This window comes from Lujinxingia sediminis, assembly GCF_004005565.1.
Classification (GTDB): Bacteria; Myxococcota_A; Bradymonadia; order Bradymonadales; family Bradymonadaceae; genus Lujinxingia; species Lujinxingia sediminis.
The window spans coordinates 1-16938 of record NZ_SADD01000018.1 but is presented as its reverse complement, the minus strand read 5'-3'; the positions used below and the strand labels follow the sequence as shown (position 1 = coordinate 16938).

Sequence of the window (16938 nt, the reverse complement as noted above, 5' to 3'; positions counted from 1 at the left end):
ATCATATCGGCCGAGGGACGGTCGACGTGGCGAGGTCGGAGTTCTGGTAGCTGGCAGCTACTCAACATCAAAATTCGGGGTCCGCGAAGAGCCGGCGAAGGAGTTGTGCGACCGGATTGTCATTTTCTACCCAGTATTCCGCCACATCTGGAAAGTCTCGTAGTGTAGGACCGGCCAATGACGATACCCGTTGAGCCATGTCGTCGAGGTGTATGGTTTCGAGTGGTTCGCGAGCTTCAAACCACTCGTCGAGCGAAGCAAGGACCAGATCGAGCAGGCAGATTCTCTCCTCCCGTTCGCTGGCGGCCGCTAACGCACTGAGGAAGTCGTCGATGCGCGTTGGGTCAGCGACCTCGATGTTCCAATCCTGCATGTTTATATGCCACGGAAGTCCGAGTCGTGCCGCGACCCTGGCGGTAACTTCATAGTGTGCGTAGTTCGTTCGCATTTGATTTCTGGATGAGTTCTGGGTTGGGCTTTGGAAGGTTCTCCGCGTCAGTGCTGGACTTCGTCTGTCTCTCGGTCGGAGCTATGGGTTTGGGGCGATTCCCCGCGTCAGTGCTGGATTTCGTCTGTCTCTCGGTCGGAGCCCTGAGCTACGAACATCTGGCGACAGACACGCTGGCCCTGCGCGCTCGTCACTTGAGCGAGTCGAGCGGTCACGTCGGCGCCCCAGGCTTTAAACCCGCCCGGCACAGGCCAGGCGCGTGACTTCGGGTACCAGCTGCCAGATCGGGAGGCCTGGATGAGCGCACGGTTGAAGCCGGGGAGCTTTTGGGGATCGCCGTTGAGGATTGACTGGTATTGCTGGGCCAGGCCGCGTTGAGCTGCCAGATTTGGCGGCCACGATTGATAGCGAAGGTGAAAAAGGGCGACCGAGGAGGGGAGGTGACCTTCGAGCAGGGCGGCGTGCAGGCGGTCGTGGCCGTCGAGGAGTATGTAGGCGCCGAGCGAGGAGACGTAGAGAAGGAGCAGCGGGGGTAATGAGCCTTGTCGCGCTCGTTTTCGCCACATCTTGACGCGGCTGTCGTCGGGATTTTTGAGTGTGCGAAGACCGATGACGGATGTGCGAACCGGTTGAGCTTCCCAGGCTTCGTTGTAGGTGAAGCCGGGCTCGTTGAGCGAGAAACGAGGAAGCTCAATGGTGCCGAACATTCCGTGCGAAGAGAGCCGAAGCTCGGCGGGCATGTTGGTGCCAGAGAGTGTGCGAACCCACCATGTGCCGGGATGAAGTGGCGAGGCGGGAGATTTTTGAAGGGCGCGAATGAAGTACTTTGGCCAGGCTGAATCGGGGTGTTCCGCTGCTCCAGCACGTTCAACAGCGCGGATTTCGGCGGCGCGAATAGGCTCGATGATCGAGATATCGCCCGGGGCGGCGCGTAGTATCAGGCTCTTTTCCCATCGGGGATCGAGGGTGCACCACATCAGCGGGCGGTCATGATGAACGAGACGTAAACCAAACCTGGTGCGTTTTGACGTGAGGGAGTTCGTGGCGAACTCCAGGCGCAGCGGTGCTTTGCCGCGCATCTCCGATGTCGGAATCGTGAGAAGCAGTCCTTCGGTGCTGTTGTCGGGGTAGCGGAAGGACTCGTAGAACATCGGCGTATGTCTCGTGGGTAGCGTCTCTGGGCGTGATGGATGAGCGCTAAAGATGGCGGGTGGTGTTGGCGAGGTCAATGGAACTGAGATGCCTGGGGCGCTATGCGCGTGGTCTGGTTGATCGTGAATTGTGGATAAGGCCTGCGGATGTCAGGTTTGGTTCGTCTGTTGGTCGGATTGGATGTTGTTGGCCTGGCTGTTCCGAGATTCAGGGCGCGTGCTTTATAGCGATGCGTGCCGGGCCATCCCAGTATGGCGGGTTGTCGTCGATGTGGATGGGGGCGTGATTCTTCGACCGTCCGTGATTCTTCGACCGTCTGATTCTTCGACCGTCCGAGAGAGGGACATTGTACCGACCGAGGGACGGACGATGGTGTGTGTTTATGCGGGCGAACGGGCTTGTGCCGGAAGCGTAGAGTTGGGCGAAGCGCGTTGATGGGGGACGTATCGTCGAGAGCCGGGGAGTTTGGGGGCTGGGGAGCGGTCGCGAACGTGATGGATGTAGGGTGTGTTCGCGAGGGCGGGGCGCTCGTGAGGGCGCTGGACGCGTGCATCGTGTCGGCAGGGCAGCGAGGCAGGCAGAGGTGTGCATGCAACGCCTCGGGGGAGCGTCGAGGCATGCTTTGTTTCGGGCGTGTGATCGCTTGTGGCGGTATCGGAGATGTAGCACCTACATCATCGAGGCTAAGCCTGGCTCGGGGCCCTCGGGATCTCGGCATTTAACGGGGGCGTGTCGACGAAGCCAGACCGTGCCGCAGGGAAACTCGACGCGTTTTTTGCCTTTGAGCCAACGCTGTCGCTCGTGGTCGTAGGCGGTTAGGAAGGCGCGGTGACGGGCGATTGCGGCGATGAGCAGAGCGGCATTCCGGGTGGCAAAACGCGGGGTAATTCGGGTGCGTGGTGATGCCGTTTTGGGCTTGCTGAAGGGCCTGGTCTTCAGGACTTTTTCGACGCCCAGCACCCGGCGCTTTTCTCTTGCTCGCGTGGCGATGAGCTCGTCTTCGGCCCCGGTGAGGAGGTCTTCGAAATACGTGGTGACTTCATCGTGGTCGGAGGCGTTGAAGCCGGGAGGTGGCTGGGGTGTGAACTGTGCGAAGTCCGGTGACTTTCGGCCGAAATAGACGTCCGGTTTGGGTATCTTTATCGATGTTCCCCAGTCGCAGGGCAGAATTTTGGCGCCGGGCCACTCATGGGCACGCTCGACCAGGTTGGCTGCAGCCGGGTTGAGCCAGGTGTAGAGGAGTTTGCGTTCGAGAGCGTCGCGATCGAGGAGTACGGTTTCGCGGTAGGAGCCGCTTTCCCAGAGGTAATCTTTGCGATCGAGATCGCGGCTTCGGGCCTTGGAGATGAGGCACATCGCGTCGCGCATAAACTCGCTGCGGCGGCCTTTGACGTCGGTGATGATCATGTGAATGTGGTTGGACATCACCAGGAGTGCGTGAATCTCGATGTCGTAGGTCTGAGCGGCGTTGGCGAAGACGTAGAGGGCGATGGCGTTCATGGTGTCGTCGGGCCGCAGGTAGAACGTGCGGTCGAAGCAGCGTCGGGTGATGGCGACGACCTGGCCAGGGAGATGTCGGCGAGGGCGAGTCATTGGGCGCTCCGGGTGAAGGTAATGAGACCTGCATGGAGCTGTTATCGCGTTGTCGAGGGGATATTTGCGTGGTGACGAGGATTTTTTTGGAGGGTAGGGGAGAGGCGGTGCGAAAAAGGAAGACGGGGGAACGTGGCCGGATACGGATCGGGCTTGTAAAGGCGGGGGATTGTTTGTGTCTCGGACGGATCTGTGCGCGTGTCTCGGACGGGTCGGTGGACGGGTCGGTGCGCGTGTCTCGGACGGATCGGGGCGCGAAGGATCGGGGTGAACCGTTGACGGTTGCTGATATGCATCGTGATTTTTGCCGGGGGTAGGGAAAGTGGTAAGGAGCTTCCTGCCCAATGGCGAGGTGTCAGCAAGAGACTGCCGACATACGATCCATACGCATGGCTTTTCAGTGGTGATTTGGACTGGCGGTGCGAGCAGGGAAGTTTGGGAAGGGTATGCATAGTTGCGTTGACATAGGGATGGAATAGTTGTGGTTTGTTGGTATGTGGTGTGGTGCTATTTTTTTGGTTTTTTAAGGGGGCGTGGGGTTCGTGTTTTGTTGGTTTTTGACTCGTTATCACCAGAGTTGAAGTGTGGTAAGATTATTGGGGTAATGCCGGAAAGAGTGTCGCCTGTTGTTACTTTTTTGAGCGAAGCACAAGCGCCGATGACCCGAGATAGATTATGAAGCGTGAGCCTGTAAGACTCTTCGAGATTCCCGATACATTGCCCCAGGAGGACGAGTTCTTCGAGACGCTTGCGTCTGGCAAGGGGCTGCGCATTGAGCGCATTATCTCGCATGGGCACAAGACGCCTGAGGGGAGGTGGTACGACCAGGAGCTCGACGAGTGGGTCGTCCTGCTGGGTGGTGAGGCCACGCTGGAATGGGAGGACGGTACGCAGTCCAAACTTGAGGCAGGAAGTGCGGTGTTCATTGCTGCGCATCAGCGTCATCGCGTGGTCGCGACAAGCAGTGACTCGCCATGCGTCTGGCTGGCGGTGCACGGCAGAATGAAGCCTTCGGAAGAAGCTGCGACGACGTGAGGGGGATGAAAAAGGGGGGGCGTATCGACAGTGTAGCGCATCGGTTTGTCGGAGGGATACCGGGCGCGTATCCGGGGCAGTCGACATGTGGTGTGTGTCTATCGGACGGACGGATTTCAAGTTGTGCAAGCGCTGTGTGGTATACTTCCTTTGGAGGGAGGGTATGGTGCGAGGTGGTTTACGCTAAGCTCCGCGGAGTACGCTAAAGAAATATTCACGACTGTGTCATGGGAGATGGCGAATGGGAGTGCTCTATCTGTTGATTTACATTTTCGGGGCAATCTTTGTCTGGGTGGGGTCGTACCGAGTGCTGGACGACGTGCTGGCTGGAGAGCCGCTGATGGAGGCGATGCAGATCGGTGGATTTGGCGTATTGATGATCGTGCAGGCGGCGATCCTTCATGCGGTGGTGCTTCATCGGCGACGAGACGCCGGGGTGCTCGAGGCGTTCGAAGTGCCGGGAAGGCGCTGGTTTGGGGTAGCGGCAGCGGCCTGGCTTGCACCGATATTGGTAGCCTGGGCTCAGTTTGAGTGGTTTGTTGACCCGATTCGGATGTTTCCGGTGATTACGGTGGGGGGCGCTTCGGCGCTGGTGATGGGAGGTGTCTCCCGGCTATTGCGAAAGCACAGGCTGCGCTGGCCGTTGACGATCGCGGCGGTGGCGTTGGTGGGGCTTCCGGTGGGACTTTTGACTGTGTCGCTGCCTATGTCGCACTTCAATTATCACCTGAGTTCGGTACAGGTCAGTATGTTTCAGGACCACTATGGCGGGCTTGAGAATGTGGTCTTTGAGGCTGATGATCCAGACTATATAGCAGGACATGTGTCGCCGATTGGCGAGCAGACCTCGGAGTGGTTGAGCGCGCTGGCAAACGCAGAAGAAGTCGATATCAGCGAGGAGATCGCCGCCGGCCGCATGCGCCGCCTTGAGGATGGCACGCTGGTGCGAGTTGGCGAGCATGGCGAGGAACTCCGGCTGCACGAATGGGCTAGCGTTAGTAAGGACATTGATATGGCGATGGAAGCCGACCGCGCCCAGGCCGCAGCTGAAGAAGCAAAGAGGCGGGCCGAGTGGGAGGTGGAGATCGAGAAGCGACGTCAGGGGGGACGGCTTTTTCGGTGAGAAAACAGCCCGCCAGCTCGATGCTGACGGGGAGACTTAGGTAGCCTGGTAGCGCGGCTGCAGCGGCACCTTCGTGTCTGGCCGGAGGTCGCGTGGGCGGGCTCTGCTTGAATGTGGAAGTCGCGGGGGCACGGATACGTAAGATCTGCGTAAACGCTGGACGTGGTCCGTGTCTCGGACGGACGTGGTCCTGACGGACGTGGTCCGTGGTCCGTGTCTCGGAGGGAGAGGGGGGACGAAAAAAACGCCCGTCTGACAGCCGGACGTTTCGGGCGCTCGTATGAAGCTGTGATATGCAGGTGACCCGCATAAATACTGGCGATGGTCCGTGTCCCGGACGGTCATGCGCTGGGCGCTCGGGTGACCCGCATAAATACTGGCGATGGTCCGTGTCCCGGACGGTCATGCGCTGACGGTCATGCGCACGCTAAGATCAGCCCAGACGCACCAGAATCTTTGCCGGCTGGCGTAGCAGGTCTTTGAGGTAGAGCTCCAGCGGGACGAGCTCGCGGCGAGTGCCGGTGTGGGTAAGACCGGTGATCCACTGGCAGATGGTGCGGTCGCGGTGAGTGTGGGCCCAGGTGGTCTCGCCTTCGCGTTCGGAGCCGTAGACGTGGCGGGTGCGCATGGTGCCTGTGGCCACGATGTCGTGTTCGAGTTGGGCGCCGGGGTGGGCGATGGCAAAGCAGAGCAGATCGCGCAGGGTGGCGGGTTGCACGTCGGCGGCCTCGATATGCTCGAAGACAGCGTCGTCGATGATGTCGAGGGGGTGGGTGTAGTCGAGCAGTGCGAGCTTGAGGGCGTCGCCTTCGGGGGGCGGGGCGTCGATGGCGCCGGCGTCGACCCCTTCGCGGATGAAGAAGTGCACGCGGTCGAAGCCGCTCGTCGCAAGAAGGTGCGAGAGGGTGTGCTGCGCGAGTGAGGGCACTTCAATGGTAGATCCGAGCGGGCCGATCTGAGGCGATGCCTGAGTCATGATGCGCTCCATAGCGAGCAGGGTGGGTTTGGGAAGCGTTGCCCCGACGATATGCCATGTCGGGCGCCGGGCTGTCAAAACCCGCCCTCGGCGGTGGGTCTCGTCGATGGAGAGCCTACGTGGCGACGAAAGAGCCGTTGTCGTGGTGTGTGGCGAGGCGCTGCTCGCTGAGATGAAGGAGATGGGCGAGTAGGCTGCGGGCTGCCAGAGGCCAGATGGCCCGGGGAATCTCGGGGTAGACCGCGGCGATGAGGTCTTCGGGGACGGCCGGGGTGGGGCGGGCCTGGAGCGCGGCGAGCACCGCAGCTTCGCGTGCCAGCCGGTGGTCGATATAGCGGGAAAGAAGGTGCTCGGGCGCTGCTATGGGAGCACCGTGGGCGGGCCAGAGCACGCGGGGTTGCATCGCGAGTAGAGTGTGCAGGCTCTGCAGGTAGTCGCCCATATGACCTTCGGGCGGGTCGATGATGATGGTGCCCTGGGAGGTCACCAGATCGCCCGCGAAGATGCTTTGGGAGGGCTCATGGTAGAGCGCAATATGCCCGGGAGCGTGGCCGGGCGTATGCAACACCTCAAGCTCGCCGAACTCGCCCAGGGCAACGGTCTCTCCGTGGTTCAGCGTACGGGTTTTGAGATGGGGGAGGAGGGGAGCGCTTAAGGGGTGAGCGAAGATCGGCAGGTTGAAGCGCGCGGCGATAAGGCCGGCGCCACCGATGTGGTCGCGGTGGTGGTGGGTGAGGATCACCGCTTGAGGTGTGTCACCGGCGGCGATGCGGCGCTCGATCTCGGCGCTCAAAAGAGCCCGATCGGCCGGGTCGTCGGGGCCAGGGTCGACGATCACAAAGGAGGAGCGGCCGAGGAGGTAGGTGTTGGTGTGGGTGGCCGGCGGAAGTGTGGCGGTGCGAAGGGGCAGCACGACCACACCTCCCAGGTACGCCACGGCTTCAGCTACCGGCTGTGGGTTGGGATCCAGGGGCAGCGGGGCAGCCTCGGTATTTCGCGCGGGCTCGATGTCCTGCGCCACTGCGTTTAGAAGACCGATAATCGGCGTCGTCGCCAGCGCCTGGCCATCCTCCCAGCTTTGAAGGGCTGCCTGAGGGGGCATCCAGGCGCCTTCGTCATGCTCATCGGGGTCGAGCCAGGCGTTGAGGTTATCGAGAGCGCGGGCCTCCTCGTCACTCAGCCGCAGGGTGAAGAAGGCGGTATCGGCCGGGGGCATCCAACTCGGAGTACGGCGGCTAAAATGGTAGCGCAGCCGGTGGGTGGCAAGCGGCGAGGGGAGATGGGCGGGGAGGGTTCGGGCTCTGCGTGGCGAGCCGGCTGGCGAGGTGATGAGGCCGCTCTCACAGAAGAGTGCGCCGCACTCTTCAAAGCACTCTCGGAGCGCGGTGGCGCGCAGCACGTCTTCGTTGCGAGTTACCCCGGTGTGAGGATCGCTGGCGTGCGCCGCCGGCGCGTCATCTCCACGGTCACGCGAGGTCAGCGTTGTGGGGAGAGCACGGTCGGTGGGCTCCTGGCCGCCGGCAAAGAACGCAAAACATCCGCCAAGAAACGAACGATCCGCCCGGCGGCGCGCCCAGAATACTTCGGGGCGACCGCGATCGAAGCGGATCAGAGTGAGCGAGGCGGTCTGGATGGGGGGGGGAGGTTCTGTCATAGCTCCAGACCGCCTCGCTCAAGCAAGGCGTATCACTTCAAGAATCGAAGGAGTGCGCAAAAGGGTTGCCCTTCTGCGAAAGCCCCATTTGCATGGCGGGCTCGCGCAGGCAGTGCTCCATCATCATCGAAGCGCCGTAGCCGCCGGCGTTGAGCATCGCCAGGATGTCGCCCTCTTCGATCAAGGGCATCGGGCGGTCAGCGGCAAAGACGTCGATGACCTCGTTGATGTTGCCCACGATGGTCACGTTCTTCTGCGGGCCGAAGTCGGCGCGGGTCGTGTGCACGAACTCCTGGTAGAGGCCGTAGTGGCTGGCGCCGGTGTGCACGTTAAAGCCGGTGTTCACACCGACAAACTCGGTGCCGCCCTTCTCCTCGACCATCACGACCTCGGAGAGGAGCACGCCGGAGTCTTTGACGATGTAGTCGCCCGGCTCCACACAGACCTTGATGCCCAGCCCGAGCTGGCGCACGCGCTCGACGATGCCTTCGGAGTAGAGGTTGACGTCGACCGAACCATCGCCGGCGGTCAGAGGCACGCCCAGTCCGCCGCCGAAGTTGAGGTACTCCAGCGGGCCGTGGGTATCGATGACGTCGCGGGCGATTGCGGTGAGGCGATCGACGGCCTGGAAGTACTGGGTGATGGCCGAGCCGGTCCAGCCGCAGCCCACGTGCATATGCAGGCCCTGCAGGCGCAGGCCGCGCTTTTGAATCAGCTCCAGCGCTTCGGGCAGCCGATCGAGGTAGATGCCGAACTTGGTGGCTCGCTGACCGGCGTAGGTCAGGTTTTCGTTGATGCCCACGCCGACCTGCGGGTTGATGCGCAGACCGATGGCGCGGCCGGGGTCAACGTCGGCGACCTTGTTGATAACGCTCAACGAGTCGCAGTTGAGCATGATCGGCAGCCCTTTGAGCTGCTCAAGATCGCGGTGACTGACGCTCACATTGGTGAAGGTGATTTTCTCAGCGGGGAAACCCATCTCCAACGCGTACAAGACCTCGCGGGGGCTGGCGGCGTCGATCCCGGCGACGCCGGTGGCGCGCAGAGTCTCGACGATCGGTCTAAAACGGTTGGCTTTGACCGCAAAGAACACCTGAAAGGGATGTCCATGGCGGGCAAAGGCGTCGTGCAGCCTCATATAATTCGCTTCGACCCGGTCGAGGTCATAGGCGAAGAGCGGCCGGTCGACGTGCCTTAAGAGTTGCTCGGCGTCGTGGCCGGCGATCTGGAGGCGGTGGGTTTCGGGGCGAAGGCCGTCGCGGACCCACCAGTTCTGGTGGGCAGGATCGAGGGCAGTCGGTCGGATCTGAGGAAATCTGTTCACGTCATGTGATCTCCAGAGGATGTTGACGGAAACCCGGCTCAAAGTCCGGGAGAGACATCGGCGCGAAGCGGGTGGTTTTGAAGGGGGGAAGGGCCCGCTGTTGCCGGCGCCGACAGGGGTGCGAATCCTTAATGGAAAACGTGAAAAAAATCAAGGCTGCGCAAGGATTTCGCGGGTGTTTTGTTGGCGCGAATACCGCCCGGTCAGCGGGGGGAACCGGGGGGGACGGTGGGGATGGGGGAGGAGGGGGGCGCGGCGAGCTCCTGCATGGCGAGTGTGGCGGCTCCGCGGGGGCCGGATTCGGCGCCTCCAAGAGGTTGCAAGACCTGAAGCTCGCGGCGCGCAACGTCCAGCACCAGGGGCAAGGTCTTGTCGACAACGCGCCTGCGCAGGTTGGGGCAATGGTCGAGGACGCCGCCGCCTAAGATAAGCGCCGCCGGATTGAGCAGGGTGCAGGCGTTGGCCAGACTCAACGCGAGAAGATCGCTGGTCTGCTCCCAGATCTCGCTGAGCGCGGGATGGTGTTCGGCGAGTGGGTCGATGGCCGAGAGTTGGAGCACGGCACCGGCCAGTTCCGGATGGGCGTCTCGCAGGGTGGGGTGAGCGTCGAGCGTCTCGGCGACCCTCGCTTCCAGATGTCGGCCGCCGGCGTAAGCTTCCAGACAGCCGCGCTGACCGCAGCCGCAGCGCCGTCCCTCCGGTACCACCTTCATGTGACCCAGCTCGCCGGCGTTATTACCCTGACCGCGGATGAGCTGGCCGCCGGCGATGATTGCCCCTCCCACGCCGGTGCCCACGTAGACGCCGAGCACATCGCCCACATCTCGGGCAGCTCCCAGACGCCACTCGTCGTACACCAGCGCGTTGAGGTCGTTGAAGATGTACACCGGTGGCGCCACACCGAGCTCCGACGCCAGGGCCTCCTCAAAGATCCGGGCGAAGGCGGTGTTGAGCCAGCCCAGGTTCGGCGCGTTGAGAACTGTGCGACCGTCCCGGGAAAGCTGCCCGGCCAGACCGACACCGATGACCTGAAGGTGCCCGACGTTAAGACGAGCGTCGAGGCAGGCGCTTTTGAGAAGATTGCAGAGCTGCTGGCAGATCGCCTCGGGCTCGCAGTGCTCGCGCACGCGTGTGTGTGCCTCGCTGATGGGGTGGAGGGCGTCGTTGAAGACCTGCAGGCGCGCGTTGGTGCCGCCCAGGTCGATGCCCACACTTAAGATGGGATCCAAGCTCACCTCGCATAGCGATGTTGGAGTTAGGAGTTCAAAGTTGTATGGTCGCGTCGTCCGGAGTCAACCCGAGCGCAGCAGCGCGACCAAGAGAGCGAGCATGCTCGTCCTGTCGCGACTCGCCCGAAGGCCAGACCCCGGCGCATGATGCTGAAGCGATGAATTGGATCGTGGCCTTCTCCCCATCTCGATGATGGCGTGGGGTGGGCCGGATAGGATGAGGTCATGATGAAGTGTGCTCCCCTGGCCCTGGTGGCCGCGCTCTCGGGTCTGGCGCTGGCGGCGGTGCCCGCCCACGCCGAGGCTTTCGAACTGGAGATCGCCGTCGGCGCCAAAGGCGGCGTGACGATGGTGGCCGGTCAGGGCATCCCGGATGATTCGCGGCTGACCAGCGAGCAGGGAAATCAGGTTTACTTTCCCAAACCCGAGTATTTTGGGCACTTCGGCGTCGGCCCCAAGGGGGGCTTGAGCCTGGAGCTGCGCGCGCTGGGCTGGCTGGGGCTGGAGACGGGATTTTATTATTCGGTCGATCAGGCCAGCGGTTATGTCGATAAAAATGATGCGCTCAGCGGACGCACCATCGCGCGCATTCACAGCGATCAGGTCTCCACGGCCTACCACGTGCCTTTGATGCTGAAGTTTCGCGTGCCCTCGGAGGTGGTCAGCCCGGTGTTCGGGCTGGGGGCGGAGTTTATCTTCCAGTCCGAGAGTACGCTGGAGTACCGCGAAGAGCAGCGCGCCGGCTCGATGGGCGGCTACGCCAACCAGCTCAACGATCGTAACCAGATTGCGCCCTCGAACTACACCCTGCTTACCTTGAGCGCGGGCATGGAGATCAGTGTGGGGCCGGTACGTATCCCGGTGGAGCTGCGTATGGGCTATAATCTGGGTTTTGATCAGGCGATGAGCGAGCGCGCCACCTACGATGAGTCCACCGGTGAGATCACCTACGATGGCAAGTACCAGGGCCATGTCGGTGTGTTCACCGGGGTGCTTTACGAGTTTGATTTGCTGCTGTAATTCTCTGCGGCGACACCCCCCTTGAAGGACGTTTGATGGGTTTTTTTCGCGCCGTAAAACGCGCCCTTTTTAAAGGAGCATCTATGAGTCAGTTGAAGAGCTTTTCGGAAGTCCCCGCTGATTACGTCGGCGGCGAAGGTGAGCTGCACGCGATCATTCATACCAATCACGGTGTGATCGATATCAAACTCTTTGAAGCTCGCGCGCCGAAGACCGTCGCGAACTTCGTGGGCCTGGCCACCGGTCAGCGCGCCTACACCGATTTGAACACCTTTGAAGAGTCCAAAGGTAACTACTACGATGGCGTGATCTTCCACCGCGTGATCCCGGGCTTTATGATTCAGGGCGGCGATCCGCTGGGGCAGGGCACCGGCGGTCCGGGCTACAAGTTTGCCGATGAGTTCCACCCGGAGCTCAAGCACACCAAAGCGGGCATGCTCTCGATGGCCAACGCCGGTCCGAACACCAACGGCAGCCAGTTCTTCATCACGCTGGGGCCGACGCCTCACCTCGACAACCGCCACGCGGTCTTCGGTGAAGTTGTGGCGGGCATGGACGTGGTGGAGACGATCGGCAATCTGCCCCGTGACCGTCGCGACTGTCCCCACGAAGACGCCGTGATGCAGAAAGTGGAGATTAAACGCGTATGACGACCTACCGAGCTTCAGCACACGGGCGCCCGGGGGGCGCGAGCCTGATGGGCGTTGCGGTGCTCTGCCTGCTGACGGCGTTGTGCATACCGCAGGGGGCTGAGGCGCTGGAGCTCGGTGGGTTGGAAGAGGTTGAGGTGGGCGCGCGCGCCGGTGCGAGCTTCGGGTGGCTTTATCGCCCCGAAGATCCGGTGGGCGCGCCCACGTTGCTGTATGGCACGGCGTTCCGGGGCACGGGTTTTGTGGTGGGGCCCACCGCGCGCGCTGCCCTCTGGAAGGGCTCCGGCGCCAAACTCTCCGCGCGCCTTGAGCTTCTCTACGGATTTCAGAGCGGGAAGGGCTTTGCCGAAGATGTGGAGCGGGGCGCTCGCATCGACGCGGTGCTGCGCGCTCACAGCCTGCGCCTGCCCGTGATGGTGGAGCTCTCCAACGCCTGGGATGCCGGGGGCTTAAGCCTTGCGGCCGGCCCCGAGCTGGTGCTCGGCGTGACCAGCAACGCGACCATCGATCAGGATGGCCGTCAAAGCGAGATGCAGACCCGCGCGCCATCCTATGTGGGCGCAGCGATGGCGCTTGGCTATACCCTGAATCGCGGCGCTCTGACGATCCCGGTGGAGCTCAACGCCACCTGGAACCCCTTTGTGGCCGAGTCGACCTTTGAGCGCTTTGAGGGCTACCAGAGCTTTGCTCAGCCCGGGCGTTACACGGCGGCGTTCAACTGGCAGCTGATGCTCAGCGTGGGCGTGCGTTTGTCGCTCGATTAATTTCCCTTTTTGGAACATTCGCGCAGCTTGTGGGGACTTCGTTTTAGCTGGTCCGCGATGTGTGGACCGGGGATGCCTTCATGTATCGAGGAGTGAATTATGGCCAGACAGACCTCCCTGCGTGACTCGAGTCTTTATCTGAACCGCGAGCTGAACTGGCTGGCGTTTAACGCCCGCGTGTTTGCGTTGGCCGAAGATGAGCGTGTGCCGCTCCTGGAGCGCCTGAAGTTTTTGTGCATCTCCAGCACCAACCTTGATGAGTTTTTTGAGATTCGGGTGGCCAGGCTCAAGCATGAGATTCAGGTGGATACCGAGATCGTGGGCCCCGATGGGATGCGACCCCGCCAGGTGCTCGCGCAGATCTGTGAGCGTTGCTCGGCCTTTGTGGAGGCGCAGTACCGGCTGCTCAACGAGGTGCTCATTCCGGAGTTGGAGCAGGAGGGCGTGCGTTTTTTGAAACGCGCCAGCTGGAGTGCTCGCCAGCGGGCCTGGGTGGAGCGCTATTTTCAAGAAGAGGTCCTGCCGGTGCTCAGTCCGATGGGCATCGATCCGAGCCATCCTTTTCCACGGGTGGTCAATAAAAGCCTCAATTTCGTCGTGTCGTTGGAGGGCAAAGATGCGTTCGGGCGCCAGAGTCGCATGGCGGTGGTGCCCGCGCCGCGCAGCCTTCCCCGGCTGATTCAGGTGCCGCGGGAGGTGAGCGGTGGGGCGCACGACTATGTGTTTTTGTCGTCGGTGATTCATGCGCATGTCGATGAGCTCTTTGCCGGGATGAGCGTGACCGGCTGCTATCAGTTTCGCATCACGCGCAACAGCGAGCTCTACGTCGATGAGGAGGAAGTCGAAGATCTGATGATCGCCGTCGAAGACGAACTCTATGCGCGCAACTACGGGGAGGCGGTGCGTCTGGAGGTGGCGGATAATTGCCCGATGGACGTGGCGCGCTTTCTGCTGGAGCAGACCGAGCTGACGGAGGCCGATCTTTATCAGGTCAACGGGCCTGTGAACCTCAACCGCCTGATGATGATCCCGGCCGATCTGGAGCGGGCCGACCTGAAATATCCGGGCTTTGTGCCCGCACCTCCGCCGGCGGCGATGCGGCAGGGCGATATCTTCGAGGCGATTGGCCAGAAGACGGTGCTTTTGCACCATCCCTATCAGTCGTTTTTCCCGGTGCTGGAGTTCATTCGTCAGGCCGCGGCCGACCCGAACGTGCTGGCGATCAAACAGACGCTGTATCGCTCCGATCCGGAGTCACCGCTGCCTCAGGCGCTGGCCGAGGCGGCGCGCGCCGGCAAGGAGGTCACGGCCGTCGTGGAGCTGCGCGCGCGTTTTGACGAGGCCTTTAACATCGCGATTGCCAACCGTCTTCAGGACGCCGGCGCGCATGTGCTCTACGGGGTGATGGGCCATAAAACCCACGCCAAGATGGCGCTTGTGGTGCGGAGAGAGGCGGGGGGATTGAGGCGCTACGTGCATTTGTCGACGGGGAACTACAATCCGCGCACCGCCCGGCTTTATACGGACTTTGGCCTGATGACCGCCGATGAGACGATCACCGCCGATGCGCATCGCGTCTTTCAGCAGCTCACCGGGCTGGGTAAGGCGCTCAAGCTCAAGAAGTTGGTGCAGGCCCCCTTTCATCTGCATAAACGCCTGCTGCGCCTGATTCGCAACGAGATCAAGCAGGCCGAAGCCGGTGGTGAGGGGTTGATTCGCGCGAAGATGAATCAGCTCACTGAGCCCCGGCTTATTCGTGAGCTGTACAAAGCCTCCCAGGCCGGGGTGAGGGTGGAGCTTGTGGTGCGCGGTATCTGTTGTTTGCGTCCGGGGGTTCCGGGAGTGAGTGAGAACATTCGGGTGCGCTCGATCCTGGGACGCTTTCTGGAGCATTCCCGGGTCTACTACTTCCATAACGCTGGCGATCCGAAGGTGTATCTCGCCAGCGCGGACTGGATGCAGCGCAACATGTTTCGGCGCATCGAGGTGGCTTTCCCGGTTGAGGATGAGGCGCATCGTGCGCGGGTGATTGAGGAAGGCCTCGACGTGCATTTTCGCGACAACCTCAACGCCTGGGAGTTGCAGGCCGACGGCAGCTATGTGCGTGTGGAGGCTGGCGAGGAGGAGAAGATCGTGGTTTCGCAGCAGAGCCTTTTGAAGAGTTTGAGCGAGGGGTGAGGTTGGGCTCAGTCCAGCGGGGTCTCGATGGTCGTGGAGGGGGAGGAGGCTTCGTCGCCGGTGATTGAGCTCGGGGGGGCAAAAACAATCACCACGATCAGCAATCCCATCAGCACCAGCCAGAGCCCGATGGCATAGAACCTCAGGCGTCGGGCCTTCTCCTCGCCATACCAGGTCATCGGGCGGATGCCCTGGATGCGGAAGGTGATGATGCCCGCCAGGTTGATGGCCACCAGGTTGATCAGCGTAAGCATGCCCGCACCGTAGGCGCCGCTCCAGTGGGCGGTGCCCAGCAAAAGTCCGGTGGTAACCAGAGGGGGAAGAAGTGCGACCGCGACCATCACGCCGATCAGTGCGGTGGAGACCCCGCGGGTCACCGAGAGCACGCCCGCGGCGCCGGCGGCCAGCGCCAGCACCACGTCAGCCAGTCCGGCGCGGGTGCGCGATGCGATTTCGCCGACGGTGATGTCCACCGGAAGGAAGAAGCCGCCGAGCACGGCGAGTCCGAGTCCAAGGAGGAGTCCCAGGAAGTTGACCAGGGCGGAGCGTCGAATCAGCTTCCAGTCGGCCAGGGTGGCTCCGAGGGCCAGCGCGATGTTGGGGCCGATCAGGGGGGCGATGACCATCGCGCCGATCACCACCGCGGAGCTGTCGCGCAGCATGCCGCCGGCGGCCACGATGGTGGAGAGCGCCACCAGGGCGTAGTGCACGCTGGTCACGCTGATCGCGTCAGTGACGTCCTGGTAGACCTCCTCGCGGCTGATGCGGGCGGCCGCCCCCTTGTCTTGCTCCTCCTCGTTATTTTCGTCTCCGTTTTGAAGCGCCCCCAGCTCTTCGACGGTCGTTTCTCCTTCCTCTTCGCCCTGTCGGGGCAGCGTTGCCAGCACCTCTCGCACGACGATGCGATGCCCTTCGATATCGCCGACCTTCGCGTGCAGCCACTCCAGGAGCGCGTCGGAGTCGCCGGTTTCCAGGACGATGGAGGTCAGTGTGGAGTCGTCATCGAATGTCAGATCGTGGCGGGAGAGGGCGCTGGGGGCGTCCTTGAGCTCGCCAAGAGGCTCGTGCTCGGGGGGAAGGTAGATGTCGACCTGTCGAAGGGCCATCTGGCACTCGGGAGGTGGGACCGGGCGTGTGGGGGCATCGAAGTGGGGAGGTTCGCACAGGTGGAGGGGGGGTGGGAAGGCACCGAGGTTCGCGAAGATGGGAGTTGCCATGTGTGTTGGGGAGGTTCGCGTTGAGGTTGTGTGGTTAGGTGGTTGTGGGGCGTGGGAGGTTCGCGTTGAGGTTGTGAGGTTGTGTGGTTAGGTGGTTGTGGGGCGTGGGAGGTTCGCGTTGTGGGGAGGTTTGAGAGGTCGTGGGGAAGTTTGCGAGGTGGACGGCCGCCGTCCGGTGTGTCTGTCCGAGAGAGGGACCATCACAAGGTTTTATGCGGGTGTGGGGCGAGTTGTGGGGGGGAGTGAGTCGTGCCGCATTGGGTTCAACGTTTGGGAAGTTGTGGGTGGTGTTGACCGTCCGAGAGAGGGACCATCGCGAGGTTTTATGCGGGTGTGGGGCGAGTTGTGGGGGGAGTGAGTCGTGCCGCATTGGGTTCAACGTTTGGGAAGTTGTGGGTGACGTTGACCGTCCGAGAGAGGGACCATCGCAAGGTTTTATGCGGGTGTGTGAAGTTGCCCCGCTTTCCTGGACAGTCATCTCTTAATTCATGCCGCCTGACCTAGCGCGGCGCGGGCCATCTTCTCTTCGTAGCGATTGGGAGATTCAAAGCCAATCGCTGAATGCAACCTCCTGG

14 protein-coding genes are annotated in these 16938 nt (G+C 62.1%); 6 read left to right on the top strand and 8 right to left on the bottom strand.

All coding sequences use genetic code 11. The features are described 5' to 3' along the window. Nucleotides 1-67: 67 nt before the first annotated feature. From EA187_RS18770 to EA187_RS18760, 3 genes are all read right to left on the bottom strand, one after another. Nucleotides 68-448 carry a hypothetical protein gene (locus EA187_RS18770; protein ID WP_127781268.1) on the bottom strand — a complete coding sequence of 127 codons (381 nt, stop codon included), beginning with the start codon at nucleotides 446-448 and terminating at the stop codon, nucleotides 68-70. 107 nt (nucleotides 449-555) lie between these two features. Beyond that, a complete protein-coding gene (locus EA187_RS18765; RefSeq protein WP_127781267.1) occupies nucleotides 556-1599 on the bottom strand; it encodes a hypothetical protein in 1044 nt (347 codons plus the stop codon). A gap of 670 nt (nucleotides 1600-2269) precedes the next feature. Further along, nucleotides 2270-3193, bottom strand: coding sequence for a hypothetical protein (locus tag EA187_RS18760; RefSeq protein WP_127781266.1), 924 nt, complete (start codon nucleotides 3191-3193; stop codon nucleotides 2270-2272). 675 nt (nucleotides 3194-3868) lie between these two features. On the opposite strand from EA187_RS18760, the gene EA187_RS18755 reads away from it, so the two are divergent. Both EA187_RS18755 and EA187_RS18750 read left to right on the top strand, forming a co-directional pair. Further along, complete coding sequence (locus EA187_RS18755; RefSeq protein WP_115607900.1) at nucleotides 3869-4228, top strand: cupin domain-containing protein; 360 nt, start codon at nucleotides 3869-3871, stop codon at nucleotides 4226-4228. Between the two features lie 241 nt (nucleotides 4229-4469). Beyond that, the gene (locus EA187_RS18750; protein ID WP_127781265.1) at nucleotides 4470-5351 is read left to right on the top strand and encodes a hypothetical protein; all 882 of its coding nucleotides are present in this window, start codon (nucleotides 4470-4472) and stop codon (nucleotides 5349-5351) included. A 433-nt stretch (nucleotides 5352-5784) separates the two neighbouring features. Here the strand turns inward: EA187_RS18750 and EA187_RS18745 are convergent, their stop codons facing one another. From EA187_RS18745 to EA187_RS18730, 4 genes are all read right to left on the bottom strand, one after another. Continuing rightward, a complete protein-coding gene (locus EA187_RS18745; RefSeq protein ID WP_127781264.1) occupies nucleotides 5785-6327 on the bottom strand; it encodes a hypothetical protein in 543 nt (180 codons plus the stop codon). Between the two features lie 115 nt (nucleotides 6328-6442). Further along, complete coding sequence (locus EA187_RS18740; RefSeq protein ID WP_127781263.1) at nucleotides 6443-7981, bottom strand: MBL fold metallo-hydrolase; 1539 nt, start codon at nucleotides 7979-7981, stop codon at nucleotides 6443-6445. Between the two features lie 37 nt (nucleotides 7982-8018). Continuing rightward, nucleotides 8019-9305 (bottom strand): diaminopimelate decarboxylase, encoded by a 1287-nt coding sequence (locus EA187_RS18735; RefSeq protein ID WP_127781262.1) that lies wholly within the window; start codon nucleotides 9303-9305, stop codon nucleotides 8019-8021. A 203-nt stretch (nucleotides 9306-9508) separates the two neighbouring features. Further along, the gene (locus EA187_RS18730) at nucleotides 9509-10534 is read right to left on the bottom strand and encodes an ROK family protein (protein WP_164856404.1); all 1026 of its coding nucleotides are present in this window, start codon (nucleotides 10532-10534) and stop codon (nucleotides 9509-9511) included. Nucleotides 10535-10762: 228 nt separating this feature from the next. Here EA187_RS18730 and EA187_RS18725 point away from each other — a divergent pair, with 228 nt between their 5' ends. The 4 genes from EA187_RS18725 to ppk1 all read left to right on the top strand — a co-directional run bounded on the left by EA187_RS18725 (nucleotide 10763) and on the right by ppk1 (nucleotide 15146). Further along, a complete protein-coding gene (locus EA187_RS18725) occupies nucleotides 10763-11554 on the top strand; it encodes a hypothetical protein (protein WP_115607909.1) in 792 nt (263 codons plus the stop codon). An 83-nt stretch (nucleotides 11555-11637) separates the two neighbouring features. Then, nucleotides 11638-12204 carry a peptidylprolyl isomerase gene (locus EA187_RS18720; RefSeq protein WP_127781260.1) on the top strand — a complete coding sequence of 189 codons (567 nt, stop codon included), beginning with the start codon at nucleotides 11638-11640 and terminating at the stop codon, nucleotides 12202-12204. Beyond that, the gene (locus tag EA187_RS18715; protein WP_127781259.1) at nucleotides 12201-12968 is read left to right on the top strand and encodes a hypothetical protein; all 768 of its coding nucleotides are present in this window, start codon (nucleotides 12201-12203) and stop codon (nucleotides 12966-12968) included. The genes EA187_RS18720 and EA187_RS18715 overlap by 4 nt, the downstream gene beginning before the upstream one ends. Nucleotides 12969-13067: 99 nt before the next feature. Continuing rightward, nucleotides 13068-15146 (top strand): polyphosphate kinase 1, encoded by a 2079-nt coding sequence (gene ppk1 / locus EA187_RS18710; RefSeq protein WP_127781258.1) that lies wholly within the window; start codon nucleotides 13068-13070, stop codon nucleotides 15144-15146. A gap of 8 nt (nucleotides 15147-15154) precedes the next feature. On the opposite strand, the gene EA187_RS18705 is transcribed toward ppk1, so the two are convergent. Further along, complete coding sequence (locus EA187_RS18705) at nucleotides 15155-16252, bottom strand: TIGR00341 family protein (protein WP_164856403.1); 1098 nt, start codon at nucleotides 16250-16252, stop codon at nucleotides 15155-15157. Nucleotides 16253-16938 lie beyond the last annotated feature (686 nt).

What these genes read in the sequence shown, in the direction of transcription:
- EA187_RS18705 (WP_164856403.1), bottom strand. Translation starts at nt 16,252, where the DNA reads ATGGCCCTTCGACAGGTCGACATCTACCTTCCCCCCGAGCACGAGCCT.
- EA187_RS18720 (WP_127781260.1), top strand. Translation starts at nt 11,638, where the DNA reads ATGAGTCAGTTGAAGAGCTTTTCGGAAGTCCCCGCTGATTACGTCGGC.
- EA187_RS18715 (WP_127781259.1), top strand. Translation starts at nt 12,201, where the DNA reads ATGACGACCTACCGAGCTTCAGCACACGGGCGCCCGGGGGGCGCGAGC.
- EA187_RS18740 (WP_127781263.1), bottom strand. Translation starts at nt 7,981, where the DNA reads ATGACAGAACCTCCCCCCCCCATCCAGACCGCCTCGCTCACTCTGATC.
- EA187_RS18755 (WP_115607900.1), top strand. Translation starts at nt 3,869, where the DNA reads ATGAAGCGTGAGCCTGTAAGACTCTTCGAGATTCCCGATACATTGCCC.
- EA187_RS18725 (WP_115607909.1), top strand. Translation starts at nt 10,763, where the DNA reads ATGAAGTGTGCTCCCCTGGCCCTGGTGGCCGCGCTCTCGGGTCTGGCG.
- EA187_RS18745 (WP_127781264.1), bottom strand. Translation starts at nt 6,327, where the DNA reads ATGACTCAGGCATCGCCTCAGATCGGCCCGCTCGGATCTACCATTGAA.
- EA187_RS18770 (WP_127781268.1), bottom strand. Translation starts at nt 448, where the DNA reads ATGCGAACGAACTACGCACACTATGAAGTTACCGCCAGGGTCGCGGCA.
- EA187_RS18750 (WP_127781265.1), top strand. Translation starts at nt 4,470, where the DNA reads ATGGGAGTGCTCTATCTGTTGATTTACATTTTCGGGGCAATCTTTGTC.
- ppk1 (WP_127781258.1), top strand. Translation starts at nt 13,068, where the DNA reads ATGGCCAGACAGACCTCCCTGCGTGACTCGAGTCTTTATCTGAACCGC.
- EA187_RS18765 (WP_127781267.1), bottom strand. Translation starts at nt 1,599, where the DNA reads ATGTTCTACGAGTCCTTCCGCTACCCCGACAACAGCACCGAAGGACTG.
- EA187_RS18760 (WP_127781266.1), bottom strand. Translation starts at nt 3,193, where the DNA reads ATGACTCGCCCTCGCCGACATCTCCCTGGCCAGGTCGTCGCCATCACC.